We start from the raw sequence: 16737 nt of genomic DNA, 5'->3' as shown, positions 1-16737 counted from the left end.
GTCACCCGGTGGCCCGCCTCCCCGTGCGGGGTACGGCGCCCTGCGGAGCGGGATCGCTAGGCGGAGCGCTGGGGCAGCGGGAGCGGTAGTGCCGGCAGCCCGTCCAAGCTCACCCCGACATGCTCCTTCTTGGCGCAGTAGGCCGCGAACTCCTCGTCCGACTTCCGACCGAAGTGCTCGGCGTGCTGGGTGCGCTCCTCCCGGTAGTCCATGAACGGCACGGCGAAACCGCAGGCGTCGCTGATGCGGCGCGCATGGACGACGACGATGGCCCGAGCCCCCGGACCGTCCGCCGCCGAGAACTGCCCGATGAGCTCCGACCAGCGCGGATCATCCCGGAAGACCGCTTCTCCGCTGCCGTGGACCCGCAGCACCTTGGGCGGCCCGGTGAACGCGCACCACATCAGGGTGATCCGCCCGTTCCCCTCCTCGCGCAGATGCGCGATCGTCTCGGCGCCGCTGCCGCCGAAGTCCAGATAGGCCAGGGTGTGCTCGTCGAGGACGACGAGGCTGCCGCTGCGGCCCTTGGGGGAGAGGTTGATGTGCCCCTCGCCGTCCAGGGGCGCGGTGGCGGTGAAGAACACGGGCTGCTGCTCGATGAACGTCCTGATGCGGCCCTCTATGCGTGCGTATCGCTGTCCCATGGGCTGGATTATCCGCCGCGTGGGGCGCCTGCGACATCCAATATTGACGAATCATGCAAGGGAGTGCATACTTATTCCATCGTCGAATGCACCGTAAGGAGAATCCCGTGACCGAGCGCGTCGTACTCGCCTACTCGGGCGGTCTGGACACCTCCGTCGCCATCGGCTGGATCGCCGAGGAGACGGGCGCCGAGGTCATCGCCGTCGCCGTGGACGTCGGCCAGGGCGGCGAGGACCTGGACGTCATCCGCAAGCGCGCGCTCGCCTGCGGTGCCGTGGAGGCCGAGGTGGCCGACGCCAAGGACGAGTTTGCCGATGAGTACTGCCTCCCGGCGATCAAGGCCAATGCGTTGTACATGGACCGGTACCCCCTGGTCTCCGCGCTCTCCCGGCCCACGATCGTCAAGCACCTCGTCGCCGCCGCCCGCAAGCACAACGCAGGCATCGTCGCCCACGGCTGCACCGGCAAGGGCAACGACCAGGTCCGCTTCGAGGCCGGCATCTCCGCGCTCGGCCCTGACCTCAAGTGCATCGCCCCGGTCCGTGACTACGCGATGACCCGGGACAAGGCGATCGCCTTCTGCGAGGCCAAGCAGCTGCCCATCGCGACCACCAAGAAGTCGCCGTACTCGATCGACCAGAACGTCTTCGGGCGGGCCGTGGAGACGGGCTTCCTGGAGGACATCTGGAACGCTCCGATCGAGGACATCTACGAGTACACCTCCAACCCGGCTCTCCCGCGCGAGGCCGATGAGGTCGTCATCTCCTTCAAGGAGGGCGTCCCCGTCGCTATCGACGGCAAGCCCGTCACCGTCCTCCAGGCGATCCAGCAGCTCAACGAGCGGGCCGGCGAGCACGGCATCGGCCGGATCGACATGGTCGAGGACCGGTTGGTCGGCATCAAGTCCCGTGAGGTGTACGAGGCGCCCGGCGCGATCGCGCTGATCACCGCACACCAGGAGCTGGAGAGCGTCACGGTCGAGCGCGAGCTGGCCCGCTACAAGCGGCAGGTCGAGCAGCGCTGGGGCGAGATGGTCTACGACGGTCTGTGGTTCTCCCCGCTCAAGCGGGCCCTGGACGGCTTCATCAACGAGGCCAACCAGCACGTCACGGGCGACATCCGGATGACCCTGCACGGCGGCCGGGCCGTCGTCACCGGTCGGAAGTCGGACGAGTCGCTGTACGACTTCAACCTCGCCACCTACGACTCCGGCGACACCTTCGACCAGTCGAAGGCCCAGGGCTTCATCGAGATCTTCGGACTCTCCTCCAAGATCGCTGCCAAGCGGGACCTGGCCTGACCCCTCGGTTCCGTCGAACCTGCCGGAACCGTCCCTGTCGGCAGAACCGGCACCAGCTGGCCCAGCCGGCAGAGTCGACAGATCCGACAGGGACCACGTCGACACGACGCCCGCACCATGTGAAGAAGCCGCCTCCCCGTAACCTTTCGCGGGGAGGCGGTCGCACATCTCTTTCTTCGAGGAGCTTGAAGCTGTGAGCAGCAACAACGGTGACGTCCGGCTCTGGGGCGCTCGGTTCGCCGACGGTCCCGCCGAGGCACTGGCCAAGCTGTCGGCGTCGGTCCACTTCGACTGGCGGTTGGCGCCCTACGACATCGCCGGATCGCGGGCCCACGCCCGTGTGCTGCACACCGCGGGGCTGCTCACCGAGGACGAGCTGACCCGGATGCTGGCGGGCCTCGACCAGCTCGAAGCCGATGTGGCGGACGGCTCCTTCACCGGCACCATCGCGGACGAGGACGTCCACACCGCGCTGGAGCGGGGTCTGCTGGAGCGTCTCGGGCCCGACCTCGGCGGCAAACTGCGCGCCGGGCGCTCCCGCAACGACCAGATCGCCACGCTCTTTAGGATGTACCTGCGGGACCACGCCAGGATCATCGGCGCACTCATCGCCGAACTCCAGGACGCACTCGTGGGCCTCGCCGAAGCCCACCCCGATGTGGCGATGCCCGGGCGCACCCACCTCCAGCACGCCCAACCCATCCTCTTCGCCCACCATGTGCTCGCGCACGCCCAGTCGCTGTCGCGGGACGCCGAACGGCTGCGGCAGTGGGACGTGCGGACGGCCGTGTCCCCGTACGGATCGGGTGCGCTGGCGGGCTCCTCGCTGGGTCTGGACCCCGAGGCTGTCGCCGCGGACCTGGGCTTCGAGGGCGGTTCCGTCGGCAACTCCATCGACGGCACCGCATCCCGCGACTTCGTCGCCGAGTTCGCCTTCATCACCGCGATGATCGGGGTGAACCTCTCCCGGATCGCCGAGGAGGTCATCATCTGGAACACGAAGGAGTTCTCCTTCGTCACCCTCCACGATGCCTTCTCCACCGGTTCGTCGATCATGCCGCAGAAGAAGAACCCGGACATCGCCGAACTCGCCCGCGGCAAGTCGGGCCGGCTGATCGGCAACCTCACCGGCCTGATGGCCACCTTGAAGGCGCTCCCGCTCGCGTACAACCGCGACCTCCAGGAGGACAAGGAGCCCGTCTTCGACTCGTGCGACCAACTGGAGGTGCTGCTGCCGGCCTTCACCGGCATGATGGCGACCCTGACGGTCAACCGGGAGCGGATGGCCGAGCTCGCGCCGGCCGGTTTCTCGCTGGCCACGGACATCGCCGAGTGGTTGGTGAAGCAGGGTGTGCCGTTCCGTGTTGCGCACGAGGTCGCGGGGGAGTGCGTCAAGGAGTGCGAGGGCCTCGGGATCGAGCTCGACGAGCTCACCGACGAGCAGTTCGCCAAGATCTCTCCCCATCTGACCCCCGAGGTCCGCTCGGTCCTCACCGTGTCGGGCGCGCTCGCCTCCCGCAGTGGACGTGGCGGTACGGCACCCTCGGCGGTCGCGGTCCAACTGACCGAGGTCAAGGCCGATCTGGCCGCGCAGCACGCCTGGGCGAACGCCGTTCGCTAACCGGGGGAAATCGGTTCACTACAGCGCCGCCGCCCACTGTGCGAGCGCGTCGAAGTCCGGTCGGGTCAGCCCGATCCGATGGTCGACGTGCAGCAGCAGGGCGGCGGCCAGATGCGTTTGCTCCACGTACTCCCGGTCCAATTCGGTTATCTCGTCGTCGAACCAGGCGAACGGGCGTCCCGCCGCGTACTCAAGCACGTACTGGGTCTTCCAGAAGGTGCCGCGCGGTGCCGCGCCGTGCATCACCGGCCAGTCGATGAAGGGCAGTTCCGGCAGGCCCAGCACGGGAGCGACCCAGACGTTCGCCTCGTCCTTCCAAGTCGTCGCCCACACCAGGTCGAAGCGGTCGGTGAGTGCCAGCAGTTCCTGGCCGTGGCCGGGGTGGAGCCAGACGCGCAGCGGGCGGGGCTGGGTCCAGCCGTTCGGATGCATGCGGTGGGTCGTGTAGCCGTGGGGGCGACGCTCCGGCTTTCCGCCGTAGGGGTTGAGCGGCCCGTCGATGTCGATCAGCAGCAGCGGCTTCATCCGTACAGCCTTCCTTCTGGGCGCCTATGAGTCGACGCAATATCTATTGAGACATTCATGTCTCACGTGGGTTATGGTTGTCTCATGACAGTTGACCGTGAGCAGGTCCTGCGGACCGCAGCCGCCCTCCTCTCCCGCAAGGCCACCGCGACCATGGACGAGGTCGCCAAAGCCGCCGGGATCGGTCGCGCCACCCTCCACCGGCACTTCGCCGGCCGGGATTCCCTGGTGCGCGCCCTGGAGGACTTCGGCATCCGCGAGTTCGAGACGGCTCTGGACGCCGCGCGCCTCGACGACGGAAGGGCGTGCGACGCCCTGCGCCGGCTCATCGCCGAGACGGAGTCCAACGCCGCCCTGCTCGGCTTCCTCTTCACGGAGAACCAGCTCTTCGAGGAGTCGGTCAACGAAGGCTGGAACCGGCTGGACGCCCGGGTGTCGGCCCTCTTCCAGCGCGGACAGGAAGAGGGCGACTTCCGCATCGATCTGACCGCCGCCTGGCTGACCGAGGCGCTGTACGGACTGGTCGGCTCCGGAGCCTGGGCCGTCCAGTCGGGCCGGGTCGCCGGCAAGGACTACCAATTCATGATCGCCGAGCTGCTGCTCGGTGGTGTCACCCGACGGAGCGTGGAGAAGTGAACGGCACCATCCAGTTGACGAAGGAGACCGTGAAGGCTCCGGGCCGGTGGCTCGCCCTGGCCGTACTGGTGCTGGCCGTGCTGCTGGTCGCGGTCGACGCCACGGTGCTGGGGCTCGCCACGCCGTTCCTGAGTGAGGACCTCAAGCCGTCCGGTACCGAACTGCTGTGGATCGGCGACGTCTACTCGTTCATCATCGCGGGACTGCTGATCTCGATGGGCAGCCTCGGTGACCGCATCGGTCGCAAGAAGTTGCTGCTCACGGGCGCCGTGGCGTTCGGCGCGGTCTCTGTACTCAACGCGTACGCCACCAGCCCCGAGATGATGATCATAGCGCGGGCGCTGCTCGGTGTCGCCGGTGCCACCCTGATGCCGTCCACGCTCGCGCTGATCCGCAACCTCTTCCACGACCCGAAGGAACGCAGCATCGCCGTGGGCATCTGGGGCGCCGCCGCCTCAGCGGGCGCCGCGGTGGGGCCCGTCGTTGGCGGATTCCTGCTGGAGCACTTCTGGTGGGGCTCGGTCTTCCTGATCAACCTGCCCGTCATGGCGGTCCTGGTGGTCGTCGGGATCAAGCTGCTGCCCGAATCGCGCAATCCGAACCCGGGCCCCTGGGACCTGCTGAGCGTCGTCCTCTCGCTGGTGGGCATGGTCGCGATCGTCTATGCGATCAAGGAGATGGCCGTCCACGGCATCGGTGTGCTCTCGGCCGCCGCCGCGGTCATCGGCATCGGTTCGCTGTACTGGTTCGTCCGCAGGCAGTTGACCCTGGCCTCGCCCCTGCTGAACGTACGGCTCTTCCACAATCGAGGCTTCTCCGGTGCCGTCCTCGCCGACCTGCTGACCATCCTCGGTCTGTCCGGTCTGGTCTTCTTCCTCTCCCAGTTCCTGCAACTGGTCCAGGGGCGCTCGCCGCTGGAGGCGGGGCTGATCGAACTGCCCGCGGCGATCGGTGCGGTGATGGCCGGTCTGCTCGCCGGCTACCTCGCCCGCAGGGCGTCCGTGCGCAGTGCCGTCTCGGGCGGGCTGACGGCGGTCGGTCTGGCACTCGCGTCCTGCACCCTGCTGACCGCGGAGACCGGGCCGCTCTCCATGGGTCTCGCGCTGTTCCTCGGTGGTCTCGGTGCGGGCCTCGCCTTCACCGTGACCGCCGACGTGATCCTCTCCAGCGTCCCCAAGGAACAGGCGGGTGCCGCGTCCGCGGTCTCCGAGACGGCGTACGAACTCGGCGCGGCCCTCGGCATCGCCCTGCTCGGCTCGATCGTGACCGGCGTCTACCGCGGCTTCCCGGTCCCGGAAGGGGTGCCGTCCGAGGTGACCGCCGCCGCTCGGGACTCGCTCGGCGGCGCGGCGCAGGCCGTCGAGACGCTGCCCGAGGACCAGAGCGCGGCCCTGCTCGCCTCGGCCCAGAACGCCTTCGCGGACGGCTTCCATGTCGCCGGAGCGGTCGGTTCGGTGGTCCTGTTGCTCACCGCGGTCGCGGCCTGGTTCCTGCTGAAGGGGCAGCGACTGGAGGACGGGGTGGAACACCCCTAGTCCCGCCCCGCTCATACCGCGAGGGCCGACCCCGTCCGACTTCGGACGGGGCCGGCCCTCGCCGTATGGGTGCCGGTCAGGCGGCCTTCGCCTTCGTCGCATACATGTCGACGTACTCCTGGCCGGAGAGCCGCATGACCTCGGTCATCACCGAGTCCGTGACCGCCCGCAGCACATAGCGGTCGCGATCCATGCCCTCGTACCGGGAGAACTCCATGGCCTTGCCGAACCGGATGGTCACCCGACCCGGCCTGGGCAGCCCCGCGCCTCCCGGCTGGAGCTTGTCCGTGCCGATGACCGCGAACGGCACCACGGGTGCCCCGGTCATCAGGGTGAGCCGGGCGATTCCGGTGCGCCCCCGGTACAGCCGCCCGTCGGGAGAGCGCGTGCCCTCGGGGTAGATCCCGAAGACCCTCCCCTCCTCCAACACCCTGTGCCCCGTCATCAGGGCGGCCACCCCGCCGTTAGCCCCGTCCCGGTCCACCGGGATCATGCCGACGCCGATGAAGAACCACGCCATCACCCGGCCCTTGAGGCCCTTCCCGGTGACGTACTCGTCCTTGCCGATGAAGTAGACGGGGCGGGAGCACACCAGAGGCAGGATCATCGAGTCGATGAACGTCAGGTGGTTGCCCGCCAAAATGACGGGGCCGGACCCGGGAATGCTCTCCACTCCCTCCACGCGGGGACGGAACATCAGGCGCAGGATGGGTCCTAGTACGGCCTTGATGAGGGTCAAGCGGGACAACGGGTCCTCCGGTGTCATGAAGGGACGGCAGCGGTGGGCGGCCTGGGCGAGACCCTGTCGGACCTCTCCCGATCCGCCGTGGTCTGCGCAGGTGAGGACGATACTCGCGGCAAACGCCCGATCGCACATCGGGTTCACGGATCAGATACTCACTGTTGATGTGTGTTAGCGCTCCGTTCGCCCGTGGTCCTCCTGCGAGAAGTGATGACTTCCTAGCGTCGACAGCGCCGAAACCCGCACGCACGACCTTTAGGGAAAGCGTGCGCATCCAGGGAGGAATCCGATGACCAAGCCAGTAGAAGGCCCGGACAGCAAGCCGGGGCGGCGCACGGTGCTGGGAGCTGCCGTGCTCTCCACGGCGGCACTCGGCACGGCAACCGTGGCTGCCGTGCCGAGTGCCGCTGCCACCCCCGCGGCGGCTGCCGCCCGCGACGGCCGGCAGTACCACGGGGGAGGCTCGTACCGCGCCCTGCCGCATCCCACCGTGATCGCCCACCGCGGTGCGAGCGGCTACCGCCCCGAACACACCATCGGCGCCTACCGACTCGCCCTGGACATGGGCGCACACATCATCGAGCAGGACGTGGTGCCCACCAGGGACGGCCATCTCGTCTGTCGGCACGAGAACGACATCATCGGCACCACGGATGTGGCGGAGCACGCCGAGTTCGCCGACCGCAGGACGACCAAGAGCATCGACGGCACCCGGCTCACCGGCTGGTTCACCGAGGACTTCACGCTCGCCGAACTCAAGACCCTGCGGGCCAAGGAGCGCATCCCCCGCAACCGCCCCGACAACACGCTCTACGACGGACGCTGGCCGATCCCCACCCTCGACGAAGTGCTGCGCTGGGCGAACGACGAGGGGCGTCGCCGAGGTGGCCCGGTGTGGCTGCACATCGAGACCAAGCACCCCACCTACTTCCGCCAACTGGGCCTCGGCCTCGAAGAGCGGCTCGCCCGGCTGCTGCGCCGCCATGGCCGCGACGGGCGCAACGCTCCCGTGTTCCTCCAGTCCTTCGAGCCCGACAGCATGCGACGGATGGCCCGGCTCGTCTCGGCGCCACGGGTGGTGCTGCTGTCCGGGCCGACCAGCAGACCCTGGGACTTCGTCGTCGGGGGCGACCCGCGCACCGTCGCCGACCTGGTCAAGCCCGAGGGGCTGGCGTGGTTGGCCTCCTTCGCCCAGGGCATCGGCCCGACGCTCGACCTGGTCATCCCCAAGGGCGCGAACGGCGAGCTGGGGGAGCCGACCGTGCTGGTGCGGGACGCGCACCGCCGGGGGCTGGTGGTCCACCCGTACACCCTGCGGAACGAGAACGTCTTCCTGCCCGCCGACTTCCAACGTGACGACGCCGGGGCGCCCGGAGGGGCGGCCGATGGATACGGCGATGTCTTCGGCGCCTATCGGCGCTACTTCGCCACCGGCATCGACGGCATCTTCACCGATCACCCGGACACGGGCCTCCTGGCCGCCGATGCTTACCGCGACGGTCGCCGACCGGGCGGGGCGCGCTGACCCTCCCCGTACGAGTGACAGCGACGGTTCCCGGAAACCGTCGCCGTGCGCATCGGTGTCCCGCACCACATGACGCCCCCTAAGGAACTCGCCTCCGCCGTGGCCGCCTTGCGCCCCCTGGTGCACGCCGAGGCCACGGCGGAGGCACCCGCAGCGGGCATGGACGCGGCCGACCTCGAACAGGCGGTGTGGCTCAGGCTGTTCGAGACTCTGGGGGAGAGCGGGCCACCGGCGGAACCGGCCCGCTGGGTGAGGAAGGTGGTGCGTGCCCAGGCGCGCCGGTCCCGTCGTACCGCACGGAGGGAGCGCCCCATCGGCGGGCGGGTCCCGGAACCGGCGGGCGACCTCGGACACGAGCCCGAAGGTGCCCTGCTCAGCGCCGAACGGCGCCGGGCCGTCTGGGCAGCGCTGGCACGGACCCCGGGGGACTGCCCCCGGCTATTGGCTGCGATGTTGTCGGCGAATGACCCTACTTACCGCGAAATCGCAGGAGAGTTGGGTATCTCACAGGGAAGTCTAGGACCGATGCGTTCCCGTTGCCTGGGATGTCTGCGCAGAATGCTCGCTGTCGAGGTTGGAGCTCCTGCCCGTGGGGGAAAGGAGCGGTAGACAACGGTCGGCAATCGGCTGACAACTGCCCTGGACGGGTGAGCGGGAGGCATGTGCACATGGGCATGAGCGTGACGATCTCAGCGGCGAGAGCCCAGGACGCGGAGCACATCCTCAAGCTCCAGTACCTCTGCTACCAAAGCGAGGCAGAGCTGTACGGCGACTACGCGATCGAGCCCCTCACCCAGTCCCTGGACGGTCTGCGGGCCGAGTTGGCCGAGGGACACGCTCTCGTGGCACGCCTCGGGGACGAGGTCGTCGCATCCGTACGAGGCCGAGTCGACGACGACGGCACCGCCAGGATCGCCAAGCTGATCGTCCACCCCCGGATGCAGCGCCACGGTCTGGGCGGACGACTCCTGGACGCCATCGAGGACCACTTCGCCACCGAACCCGCCGCCCAACGCTTCCAGCTATTCACCGGGCATCGCAGTGAGGGCAACCTCCGGCTGTATCGCAGCCGCGGCTATGTCCCGGTCGCCCGGGAGCAGGTGGGCCCCAGTCTGACCCTGGTCACCCTGGAGAAGGGCGCGTCCGCGCTGGGCTATGTGACCAGCGCCTGATCGGACGCCAGCCCGGCCCGCGGGACGCTCAGGCTCGGGACGCTCAGGCTCGGGACGCTCAGGCTCGGGACGCTCAGGCTCGGGACGCTCAGGCTTTAGTCGCCGGGCGCTGTCCTCGTGCGCGGCGCAGCCACAGCATTCCGGTCACTGGCAACAGGACCGGGATGAAGACGTAGCCCATGCCGTACGTGGACCAGACGGTGGAGTCCGGGAAGGCCGAGGGCTCCACCACGGTCCATGTGCCCACGATCAGTACGCCGGCCAGTTCGGCGGCGCAGCACACGAGCGCCGCCCTGCGGGCCCGCTCACCGCCCCGTACGAGCGTGTACGTGATGAACGCGTACACCACGGCGGCCACGGCTGAGAGCGTATGGGCCAGCGGTGCCGTGTCGAAGCGGACGAGGATCTCGTAGATGGAACGCGACACCGCGCCCACCGACATCACGCCGTACAGCCACACCAGAAGCACTCCGGGGCCGGCGACCAGCCTGGTCCGGGCCCCGGGCTGCTGCTGGTCCGTCGTGGAATGCTCCGTCTGCGGCTTTGCCGCCACGGGCTCGGACACGGTCAGCCTCCCCAGATGTCGTAGAGCCGCACTTGCAGCACGGCGAGCACCACTGCACCCGCTGCGACGGTGGCGGAGCCCCAGCGGGTCCGTTCCGTGAGCGAGAGGAAACCGGCGGCCGGGACCGCCGTGAACGCACCGATCAGATAGGCGACGAACGTCACCGTGCCGTCTCGTGCGTCCTCGCCCCGGGCCAGCTGCACCACGCCCACGATCAGTTGGATCAGGGCCAGGGCGGTCACCACGGCCATGCCGATGAAGTGCCAGTCCTTGGTGGGCTGATCGCGGTAGGCCGCGTATCCGCACCAGGCGGCGAGGGCGAGCGCGGTCACGGCGACCACGACCGTCAGGGCGTCAAGCATGCCCACGAGCGTATTACGGGTTCGAGGACCCCTTGCGCGCGACCCCGTGCGAGGTCGGGCCCCTCACGTCGGCGGAGCGGGGCCAGCGGCTTCACCGTGGCCTTGACCACAGTGCGGGGTCGAGGGTGATGCCCCAGGTATCCGCCGAAGGGCTTAATTTTCGCAGGTCAGGTCGGTTTCGATGGGCACTTTCCCAGGGGTGGGGTCGTAGGTGCCCCCATATCGCAGCCGTCCGCTATTCGGACGGCGCTCTTTGCTTGCTGGAACCATCTGGTTTACTGGCCGACATGACCACGACGAGCAGCCGCACCCTTGCGACCGAGGCGCACCCGACGCCCGGTGCTCGTTGTCTGTGTCGAATGTGCGCCTTCTGAGGGCCCCCGCTTTGCCTCGCGCCCCGAAGTGAGATCGCGCAGCCGTCCGTTCGCCTGATCGGATCGCCGCTGCCACCGCGCATGCACTGACCCCTTCACGCCCCGGAGCCGCCGAGCGCGCCCCGGAAGAAGACCGTGCCGCGTTCCGAAGACATCCCACCCGAAGACGAACGCCCCGTGCCGGTGCGCCTGTGTGCCGTGCACTCGACAGTGATGGACATCCCAGTGATCACCACCACGGGCCTCACCAAGGTCTACCGCTCGCGAGGACGCGAGGTCACCGCCCTGGACGGCGTCGACCTGCACGTTGAGGAAGGCGAGGTGTACGGCGTCATCGGCCAGAGCGGCGCCGGAAAGTCCTCCCTCATCCGTTGCGTCAATCTGCTGGAGCGCCCCACGGCCGGCACCGTGACCGTGAACGGACGGGACCTCACCGCACTCGCCGGCCGCGGACCGCGGGCGGGCAAGGAACTGCGCACCGCCCGCAGCCGCATCGGCATGGTCTTCCAGCACTTCAACCTGGTCTCGTCCCGGTCGGTCCGCGACAACGTCGAACTGCCGTTGGAGATCCTCGGACTCTCCCGGCGAGAGCGCGCCAGCAAGGCGCTCGAACTCCTCGATCTGGTGGGCCTCGCGGACAAGGCCAAGTCCTACCCGAGCCAGCTCTCCGGTGGGCAGAAGCAGCGCGTCGGCATCGCCCGGGCCCTCGCCGGCGACCCCGAGGTACTGCTCTCGGACGAGGCCACCAGCGCACTCGACCCCGAGACGACCCGTTCCATCCTCCATCTCCTGCGCGACCTCAACCGCCGCCTGGGGCTGACCGTCCTCCTCATCACGCACGAGATGGACGTCGTCAAGACGGTCTGCGACTCGGCCGCGCTGATGGAGAACGGACGCATCGTGGAGTCCGGCACGGTCAGCGGACTTCTTGCGACGCCCGGCTCGCAGCTCGCCGCCGCGCTCTTCCCCGTCGCGGGAGACGCATCCGGACCCGATCGCACCGTCGTCGACGTCACCTTCCACGGTGACGCGGCCACCCGCCCGGTGATCTCGCAGCTCTCGCGCACCTACAACATCGACATCTCGATCCTCGGCGCGGCGATGGACACCGTCGGCGGCCGACAGGTCGGCCGGATGCGCATCGAGCTGCCCGGCCGGTTCGAGGAGAACGTCGTCCCGATCGGATTCCTGCGGGAGCAGGGGCTCCAGGTCGAGATCGCCGAGCCCGCCCGAGGCTCCGACCGCCTCGACGCGCTCAAGGAAGGTGCCAAGTGACCTGGTCCGAGATGCAGCCCCTGCTGGTGGACGCCTGTTGGGACACCCTCTACATGGTCGGCTGGTCCACCGTGATCGCGGTCGTCGTCGGGTTGCCGCTCGGTATCGTCCTGGTCCTCACCGACCGCGGCGGACTCCTCGGCAACGCGTTCGCCAACAAGGTCATCGGCCAGATCGCCAACGTCACCCGCTCGATGCCCTTCATCGTGCTCATGGTCGCGTTGATGCCCTTCACCAAGGCGATCACCGGAACCACCATCGGCCGTGAGGGCGCGATCGTCCCTCTGGCCATCGGCGCCATCCCGTTCTTCGCCCGACTGGTGGAAACGTCCGTCCGCGAGGTGGACCACGGACTCGTGGAGGCCGTCCAGTCGATGGGCGGCAGCACCTGGACCGTCGTCCGCAAGGTCCTCGTCCCCGAGTCGCTGCCGTCGCTGATCTCCAGCGCGACCACCACGGTCGTCGCCCTCATCGGCTATTCCGCCATGGCGGGCACGGTCGGTGCGGGCGGACTCGGAGACATCGCCGTCCGCTACGGCTACCAGCGCTTCGAGACGGAACTGATGTGGATCACGGTGGCGATCCTCGCCGTGGTCATCTCCCTCATCCAGTTCGCAGGCGACTACGCGGCCCGTGGTCTGCACCGACGCGGACGCAGTTCCTCCGCACCCCGGCTACGGCTCCTGCGTCACGACGCCACCGCCCCCGTCGGTCAGATCACCCCGTTCGTCGTCACCAAGGTCGCACCCCGGCCCGACAAGACCCTCTAGACCCCCCGAATGACCCCCTCGGGGTCGTACCACCGCACCACCCATGGAGAAAGGCACTTTTCGTGCGTAACACCGCCAAGATCACCACCGCTGTCCTCGCTGTCGGAGCCCTCACCCTCGGACTCTCCGCCTGCGGCTCCGACTCCGACTCCGACTCCAAGTCCGCGTCGCCGGGCGGCACGCTCGTCGTCGCCGCCAGCGCCGTCCCGCACGCCCAGATCCTCGACTTCGTCAAGGACAACCTGGCCGCCGACGCGGACCTCAAGCTGGAGGTCAAGGAGTTCACCGACTACGTGACGCCCAACACGGCGACCCAAAGCGGTGAGGTGGGTGCCAACTTCTTCCAGCACAAGCCCTACCTCGACGACTTCAACAAGAAGAACAAGACCACCATCGCGCCCGTCGTCACGGTCCACCTGGAGCCGCTCGGCCTCTACTCCAACAAGGTCGAGAAGCTCACGGACCTCAAGGACGGCGCGACCGTGGCACTGCCCAACGACACCACCAACGAGGCCCGCGCGCTCAAGCTCCTCGATCAGAACGGCCTGATCAAGCTGAAGGCGGGCGCCGGCAACGACGCAACGCCCAAGGACATCGCCGAGAACCCGAAGAAGATCCAGTTCAAGGAGTTGGAGGCGGCCCAGGTGCCGCGCTCGCTCGACGACGTCGACGCCGCCGTGATCAACGGGAACTACGCGGTCGAGGCGAAGCTCAGCCCCAAGGACGACTCGCTCGTCCTCGAAGCCGCGGAGGGCAACCCCTACGGCAACTTCCTCGCCGTCAAGGAAGGCAACGAGAAGGACCCGCAGGTGGTCAAGCTCGTCAAGCTGCTGAACTCGCCCGAGGTGAAGAAGTTCATCCAGGACGAGTACGACGGCTCGGTCATACCCGCGTTCTAAGCGGCACGGCCCGTCGCCTCCACGTCACCCCGCGGCCCCCGTCCGTACGTTCACGACGTACGCACGGGGGCCGCGGGCCTTTCCAACTGGACGGGTCAGTGGCAGAAGCTCGTACCGAACCCGCTCCGGTAGCGCTCGGTCAGACCGATGGCGGCTCCGTACGCCACGGCCTCGACTCATGACCCCGCGCCCGCGCCCAGCGCCCGGGAAAATCCGCGGGCCGAGGTGAGCCCACCTCGAACGGACCGACAGCGTCCCTCACTTGGGGGTATGCGGCTCCACGGCCGGACTCACGGCCGCGAGCGGCACCCTGTGGTGCGGCCGGGCGTGTCCATGCTGCATCCTTGGCACTTCGGCAGACCCCTGGTTCTGGTACCCGGACCCAGCAGGCCCCTGGCTACGGAGCGGCGCATGACTACCACCTTTCCGGACGTGTCCATCAGCACGGAGCGACTGGTGCTGCGCCCCTTCGAGGAGGCCGACATCCCCGCGTACACCGAGATGATGAACGACGAACTCGTGGCTGCCTGGACATCGGCACCCCTCCCGTACACCGGTGACGACGCCCGCGACTGGGTCCGCAGGATCGCTCCTGCACAGCGCACGCGCGGCGATGGCATCGCGCTCGCGGTCACCGAGTTCCTCACCCAGCGGCTGGTCGGCACGATCCGCCTCCGCAACACCAACTGGCACACCCTCGCCACCGAGATCTCCTACGTCACGGCCCCCTGGGCCCGCGGCGAGGGGTACGCCACCGAGTCCGTGCTGGCCGTCGCCAAATGGCTCTTCCGGGACCAGAAGTTCGAACGGATGGAACTGCGCACCCCGGCCGACAACACCGCCTCCCAACAGGTCGCCCAGAAGGTCGGCGGCATCAGCGAAGGAGTGCTGCGCAACGCCTGGATAGCCCGGGCCCAGCGGGACGACGGCGACTGGATGGACATGCGCACCGACCTCATCGTCTGGAGCCTGCTGCCCGAGGACCTCGAAGGTGGCACGGACCAGATGGCGCAATTCGGCTATGCGTCCTTCAACGAGTTGAATTAGCCGCCCAGCCCAGCCCAGCCCAGCCCAGCCCAGCCCGGTCCAGCCCAGTCCAGCTCTGACTGACCGGGACACCGTGCGGCGGGTGCTCCGAAAGCCTCCGCGCCGAGCAGGGCGAGCGCTGATCCGTCCGCTCCTCCACAGCCTCACGCCAGGGTGGTCGGGGATCGAGGACATGGTTGCCGAGCCCGCACAAGAGCAGAACCCGGCCATGCATCGGCCGTGCTCCAGGGCGCCGGCAGTTGAGCCGGTCCCGCCCGTGCCCGAGCCAGGTACTGTCACTCTGCCCCCGCGCACCCGCGCAGCTCAGGGGCGACCACCACCTGCGACGACACCAGGAGCTCATGAGATGGCCGACCGTGTCACGGTGATCGGTTGGGACGGTTCGCCCCTCACCGCCACGGCCACCTCCGCGCTGACTGCCGCCACCCTGGTCGCCGGTGCCGCACACCATCTCGCGCTGCCCGAAGTGCCGCCCGGGGCCGAACGCATCCGCCTGGGCAGCATCGACCTCGCCGCCCGCCGGATCGCGGGCCACCGCGGCACCGCCGTGGTGCTCGCCGACGGGGACCCGGGCTTCTTCGGAGTCGTCCGCACCCTGCGCGCACCCGAGCACGGCCTGGAGGTCGAGGTCGTCCCCGCGGTGTCCTCCGTCGCCACGGCCTTCGCCCGGGCCGGAATGCCCTGGGACGACGCCCAGATCGTCGTCGCCCACCCCCGTACCCTCCGCCGCGCGGTCAATGTCTGCCGAGCGCACCCCAAGGTCGCCGTGTTGACATCTCCGGGGGCAGGCCCCAGCGAGTTGGCACTGCTCCTCGAAGGCGTCCACCGCACCTTCGTCATCTGCGAGGAACTGGGCACCGACCGCGAGCAGGTCAGCGTGCTCACCTCCGACAAGGCCGCCGACCATGTGTGGCGGGACCCCAATGTCGTGATCGTCATCGGCGGTTCCGGAGTCCGTCCCGCGCCGACGGCCGCCTGGATCGCCGGTCGGGAGGCCGGACACCCGGTCGGGGTGCGCGGCTGGGCGCTGCCCACCGACTCCTACGGAGGAGAGCTGCCGCCGCGCGCCGCCGACGGGGGCAGGGGAGCGGGCGCCCTCGAAGACGCGCTGTCACGGGCCGAAGGGGAGTCCGAGGAGGTGCGCGCCCTTCAACTGGCCCGCATCGGCCCCCGGGTCGGCGACCTCGTCTGGGATGTCGGATCCGGGTCCGGGGCCTTCGCCGTCGACGCTGCTCGCCTTGGGGCCGCGGTGATCGCCGTCGACGTCGATGCGGATGCCTGCGCCCGCACCGACGCCGCCGGCCGGCGTGCCGCCGTCCAACTCCAGGTGGTGCACGGCCGGGCCCCGCACGTGCTGGAGCGGCTGCCCGAACCGGATGTCGTACGAGTGGGGGGCGGGGGAGCGGCCGTGGTCTCTGCCTGCGCCGACCGCCGCCCCGAACGCATCGTCGCCCACGCCTTCACCCGCGACGAGGCGGAGGCCATCGGCGCCGCGCTCGGCGCCGGTGGGTACACCGTCGAGTGCGCCCTGCTGCAATCCGTCCGACTCGACCCGGGCGACTGGGAGGAGCGCGAGCGGACCGTCGTCTTCCTGCTCTCGGGCAGGGCGCCCGACCGCGCCCCGTGACCCCGGTCGGAGAGGTCGCCAGGTAGGCTGACCGACCGTTGTACCGCGCCCGGGCGTTTCATCGCTTCATCGACAATGTCCAGGAACACCGGAAAAGCAGTGCCGCTTTGACTCCGG

At 69.0% G+C, this 16737-nt stretch carries 17 protein-coding genes; 12 read left to right on the top strand and 5 right to left on the bottom strand.

What is annotated here, in order from left to right; translation table 11 throughout:
* Window positions 1-56: 56 nt before the first annotated feature.
* Window positions 57-644: a pyridoxamine 5'-phosphate oxidase family protein gene (locus OID54_RS08200; protein ID WP_329016098.1), complete on the bottom strand. Its 588-nt coding sequence runs from the start codon at window positions 642-644 to the stop codon at window positions 57-59.
* A gap of 107 nt (window positions 645-751) precedes the next feature.
* On the opposite strand from OID54_RS08200, the gene OID54_RS08195 reads away from it, so the two are divergent.
* Both OID54_RS08195 and argH read left to right on the top strand, forming a co-directional pair.
* The gene (locus tag OID54_RS08195; protein ID WP_329016095.1) at window positions 752-1945 is read left to right on the top strand and encodes an argininosuccinate synthase; all 1194 of its coding nucleotides are present in this window, start codon (window positions 752-754) and stop codon (window positions 1943-1945) included.
* A 193-nt stretch (window positions 1946-2138) separates the two neighbouring features.
* Window positions 2139-3566 carry an argininosuccinate lyase gene (gene argH / locus OID54_RS08190; RefSeq protein WP_329016090.1) on the top strand — a complete coding sequence of 476 codons (1428 nt, stop codon included), beginning with the start codon at window positions 2139-2141 and terminating at the stop codon, window positions 3564-3566.
* A gap of 18 nt (window positions 3567-3584) precedes the next feature.
* Here argH and OID54_RS08185 read toward each other — a convergent pair whose 3' ends face one another.
* Window positions 3585-4091 (bottom strand): HAD domain-containing protein, encoded by a 507-nt coding sequence (locus OID54_RS08185; RefSeq protein ID WP_329016088.1) that lies wholly within the window; start codon window positions 4089-4091, stop codon window positions 3585-3587.
* A gap of 84 nt (window positions 4092-4175) precedes the next feature.
* Between OID54_RS08185 and OID54_RS08180 the strand changes: the two genes are divergently transcribed.
* Together OID54_RS08180 and OID54_RS08175 are read left to right on the top strand one after the other, a co-directional pair.
* Window positions 4176-4727 (top strand): TetR/AcrR family transcriptional regulator, encoded by a 552-nt coding sequence (locus tag OID54_RS08180; RefSeq protein ID WP_329016085.1) that lies wholly within the window; start codon window positions 4176-4178, stop codon window positions 4725-4727.
* Window positions 4724-6262 carry an MFS transporter gene (locus OID54_RS08175; protein ID WP_329016082.1) on the top strand — a complete coding sequence of 513 codons (1539 nt, stop codon included), beginning with the start codon at window positions 4724-4726 and terminating at the stop codon, window positions 6260-6262. The genes OID54_RS08180 and OID54_RS08175 overlap by 4 nt, the downstream gene beginning before the upstream one ends.
* A gap of 76 nt (window positions 6263-6338) precedes the next feature.
* On the opposite strand, the gene OID54_RS08170 is transcribed toward OID54_RS08175, so the two are convergent.
* A complete protein-coding gene (locus OID54_RS08170; protein ID WP_329027334.1) occupies window positions 6339-7139 on the bottom strand; it encodes a lysophospholipid acyltransferase family protein in 801 nt (266 codons plus the stop codon).
* Between the two features lie 154 nt (window positions 7140-7293).
* Here OID54_RS08170 and OID54_RS08165 point away from each other — a divergent pair, with 154 nt between their 5' ends.
* From OID54_RS08165 to OID54_RS08155, 3 genes are all read left to right on the top strand, one after another.
* A complete protein-coding gene (locus tag OID54_RS08165) occupies window positions 7294-8529 on the top strand; it encodes a glycerophosphodiester phosphodiesterase (RefSeq protein ID WP_329016079.1) in 1236 nt (411 codons plus the stop codon).
* Between the two features lie 69 nt (window positions 8530-8598).
* Window positions 8599-9138 carry an RNA polymerase sigma factor gene (locus tag OID54_RS08160; protein WP_329016076.1) on the top strand — a complete coding sequence of 180 codons (540 nt, stop codon included), beginning with the start codon at window positions 8599-8601 and terminating at the stop codon, window positions 9136-9138.
* A 59-nt stretch (window positions 9139-9197) separates the two neighbouring features.
* Window positions 9198-9701: a GNAT family N-acetyltransferase gene (locus OID54_RS08155; RefSeq protein ID WP_329027332.1), complete on the top strand. Its 504-nt coding sequence runs from the start codon at window positions 9198-9200 to the stop codon at window positions 9699-9701.
* A gap of 88 nt (window positions 9702-9789) precedes the next feature.
* Here OID54_RS08155 and OID54_RS08150 read toward each other — a convergent pair whose 3' ends face one another.
* Together OID54_RS08150 and OID54_RS08145 are read right to left on the bottom strand one after the other, a co-directional pair.
* The gene (locus OID54_RS08150) at window positions 9790-10254 is read right to left on the bottom strand and encodes a hypothetical protein (protein ID WP_329027331.1); all 465 of its coding nucleotides are present in this window, start codon (window positions 10252-10254) and stop codon (window positions 9790-9792) included.
* A gap of 14 nt (window positions 10255-10268) precedes the next feature.
* Window positions 10269-10628 carry a hypothetical protein gene (locus OID54_RS08145; RefSeq protein WP_329016073.1) on the bottom strand — a complete coding sequence of 120 codons (360 nt, stop codon included), beginning with the start codon at window positions 10626-10628 and terminating at the stop codon, window positions 10269-10271.
* Between the two features lie 599 nt (window positions 10629-11227).
* On the opposite strand from OID54_RS08145, the gene OID54_RS08140 reads away from it, so the two are divergent.
* The 5 genes from OID54_RS08140 (at window position 11228) to cbiE (ending at window position 16620) form a co-directional block, all read left to right on the top strand.
* Complete coding sequence (locus OID54_RS08140) at window positions 11228-12277, top strand: methionine ABC transporter ATP-binding protein (protein WP_329027330.1); 1050 nt, start codon at window positions 11228-11230, stop codon at window positions 12275-12277.
* The gene (locus tag OID54_RS08135) at window positions 12274-13047 is read left to right on the top strand and encodes a methionine ABC transporter permease (RefSeq protein WP_329016068.1); all 774 of its coding nucleotides are present in this window, start codon (window positions 12274-12276) and stop codon (window positions 13045-13047) included. The genes OID54_RS08140 and OID54_RS08135 overlap by 4 nt, the downstream gene beginning before the upstream one ends.
* Window positions 13048-13109: 62 nt before the next feature.
* Window positions 13110-13946 (top strand): MetQ/NlpA family ABC transporter substrate-binding protein, encoded by an 837-nt coding sequence (locus OID54_RS08130; protein ID WP_329016065.1) that lies wholly within the window; start codon window positions 13110-13112, stop codon window positions 13944-13946.
* Window positions 13947-14357: 411 nt separating this feature from the next.
* On the top strand, window positions 14358-14993 hold the full coding sequence (locus OID54_RS08125; protein WP_329016062.1) for a GNAT family N-acetyltransferase: 636 nt from the start codon (window positions 14358-14360) through the stop codon (window positions 14991-14993).
* Between the two features lie 346 nt (window positions 14994-15339).
* Entirely contained in the window at window positions 15340-16620 is a 1281-nt protein-coding gene (gene cbiE / locus OID54_RS08120) for a precorrin-6y C5,15-methyltransferase (decarboxylating) subunit CbiE (protein ID WP_329016059.1), read from the top strand.
* The last annotated feature ends 117 nt before the right edge of the window (window positions 16621-16737 follow it).

It is taken from the genome of Streptomyces sp. NBC_00690, from assembly GCF_036226685.1.
Classification (GTDB): Bacteria; Actinomycetota; Actinomycetes; order Streptomycetales; family Streptomycetaceae; genus Streptomyces.
The sequence above is the reverse complement of the archived record's forward strand: the minus strand, read 5'-3'. Positions and strand labels throughout refer to the sequence as shown.

Bases quoted from the DNA above. Each gene is read 5' to 3' on its own strand.
- OID54_RS08200 (WP_329016098.1), bottom strand. From the start codon at position 644: ATGGGACAGCGATACGCACGCATAGAGGGCCGCATCAGGACGTTCATC.
- OID54_RS08185 (WP_329016088.1), bottom strand. From the start codon at position 4,091: ATGAAGCCGCTGCTGCTGATCGACATCGACGGGCCGCTCAACCCCTAC.
- OID54_RS08180 (WP_329016085.1), top strand. From the start codon at position 4,176: ATGACAGTTGACCGTGAGCAGGTCCTGCGGACCGCAGCCGCCCTCCTC.
- OID54_RS08170 (WP_329027334.1), bottom strand. From the start codon at position 7,139: ATGTGCGATCGGGCGTTTGCCGCGAGTATCGTCCTCACCTGCGCAGAC.
- OID54_RS08165 (WP_329016079.1), top strand. From the start codon at position 7,294: ATGACCAAGCCAGTAGAAGGCCCGGACAGCAAGCCGGGGCGGCGCACG.
- OID54_RS08160 (WP_329016076.1), top strand. From the start codon at position 8,599: ATGACGCCCCCTAAGGAACTCGCCTCCGCCGTGGCCGCCTTGCGCCCC.
- OID54_RS08155 (WP_329027332.1), top strand. From the start codon at position 9,198: ATGGGCATGAGCGTGACGATCTCAGCGGCGAGAGCCCAGGACGCGGAG.
- OID54_RS08145 (WP_329016073.1), bottom strand. From the start codon at position 10,628: ATGCTTGACGCCCTGACGGTCGTGGTCGCCGTGACCGCGCTCGCCCTC.
- OID54_RS08125 (WP_329016062.1), top strand. From the start codon at position 14,358: ATGACTACCACCTTTCCGGACGTGTCCATCAGCACGGAGCGACTGGTG.
- cbiE (WP_329016059.1), top strand. From the start codon at position 15,340: ATGGCCGACCGTGTCACGGTGATCGGTTGGGACGGTTCGCCCCTCACC.